Below are 1,637 nucleotides of genomic sequence, written 5' to 3' on the forward strand. Positions count from 1 at the left end.
GATGAGGAGTCCTCCGGGCTGCAGCAGATTGTAACCCGCGTCAATGATATTTCCAGCGTTGTGCAGTCCAATTCAGCCACCTCACAGGAGAGCGCGGCTGCCAGTGAAGAGCTGTCCGCACAGGCACAGGTTCTCAAGGATCTCACCGGGAATTTCAAGCTAAGACAGACCTTTTAAATTTCCTTTTTTACGATAAAGGCTTAAGGAGCCGGAGAGGTTATAACAGCCCCTCCAGCTCCTTAAGCCATATTTGTGCGCTTGCATCCGACGGCATGCGTAAATCCCCTCTGGGCGATAAAGCTACACTGCCCACCTTGGGTCCGTCCGGCAGGCAGGAACGCTTAAACTGCTGGCCAAAGAATCTTCTGTAAAAAGTCTTAAGCCATTTCAAAATTGTCTCATTGTCATAGCTTCCCTGAAACGCCTTCTTTGCAACCCGGTATACCTTGGCCGGTGGAAATCCACATCTAAGCATATAATACAAAAAGAAATCATGGAGCTCATAGGGCCCCACCAGGTCCTCCGTTTTCTGGGAGATCACTCCGTCCACCGGGGGCAGCAGCTCCGGGCTTACAGGCGTGTCCAATACGTCAAGCAAAACCGCCGCAAGGGCTTCATCCCCACAGGTATCCGCATAGTATTTCACCAGATGCCGCACCAGGGTCTTCGGCACTCCTGCGTTTACGCCGTACATGGACATATGATCCCCATTGTAGGTAGCCCAGCCCAGCGCAAGCTCCGACATGTCTCCGGTGCCGATCACAAGTCCGTTTTGCTGGTTTGCAATATCCATAAGGACCTGGGTGCGCTCCCTGGCCTGTCCGTTTTCATAGGTGACGTCATGATTCTTTTGATCCTGTCCGATATCCCTGAAATGAATCAGCACCGCATCCCTGATATCCACCTCCCGCAGCGTGGTGTCCAAGGTTTTTGCAAGCCTGCAGGCATTCTCATAGGTTCGGTCCGTGGTGCCAAAGCAAGGCATGGTCACCGCTGTGATTCCCTTCCTGTCTAATCCCAGCATGTCAAAGGTCCGAACGGTAATCAAAAGGGCGAGGGTGGAATCCAGTCCTCCGGAAACGCCGATCACCGCCGTTTTCAGTCCGGTGTGCTCGTAACGCTTTTTCAGTCCGAACGCCTGAATGGACAGAATCTCTTCACACCTTTTGTTTCTGGCCGCCTGGTCCTTAGGCACAAAGGGCATTCGCTCAAAGCTCCTCTCCAGCTTCGTCTCCATGATATTCAGCCTAAAGGGCACCGCCACATAGGAAAGATCCGGTTCCTTTCCAAAGGTTCCCATCCTGCGGCGTTCCGCCGCAATCCTCTGCAGATCCAGATCCCCATAGACAGTCTCCCCGGTAAAGCGCTTTGACTGAGCCAGAAGCACACCATTTTCCGCAATGAGATTATGGCCCCCAAACACAAGGTCCTGGGTAGATTCCCCCTCCCCTGCGGATGCATAAATATAACCGCAGATCAGGCGGGCGCTGGCAGACCTTACCAGAAGCTCTCTGTATTCGCCCTTTCCCACTGTCTCATTGGAGGCTGACAGGTTTACGATTACACTGGCCCCCATGAGGCTGTGATTGGTTCCAGGGGGGTTGGCCACCCACAAGTCCTCACAGATTTCACAGCCC

Annotated in this window: 1 protein-coding gene; it reads right to left on the reverse strand. The window is 53.3% G+C overall.

Going from position 1 to position 1,637, the window contains the following annotated elements; all coding sequences use genetic code 11:
* Positions 1–217 precede the first annotated feature (217 nt).
* Positions 218–1,637, reverse strand: a 1,420-nt coding sequence (locus tag AC1WIP_RS15705) for an NAD(+) synthase (protein WP_481142707.1), incomplete at its 5' end; no start/stop codon positions are given.

Source organism: Acetatifactor sp. (genome assembly GCF_982438285.1).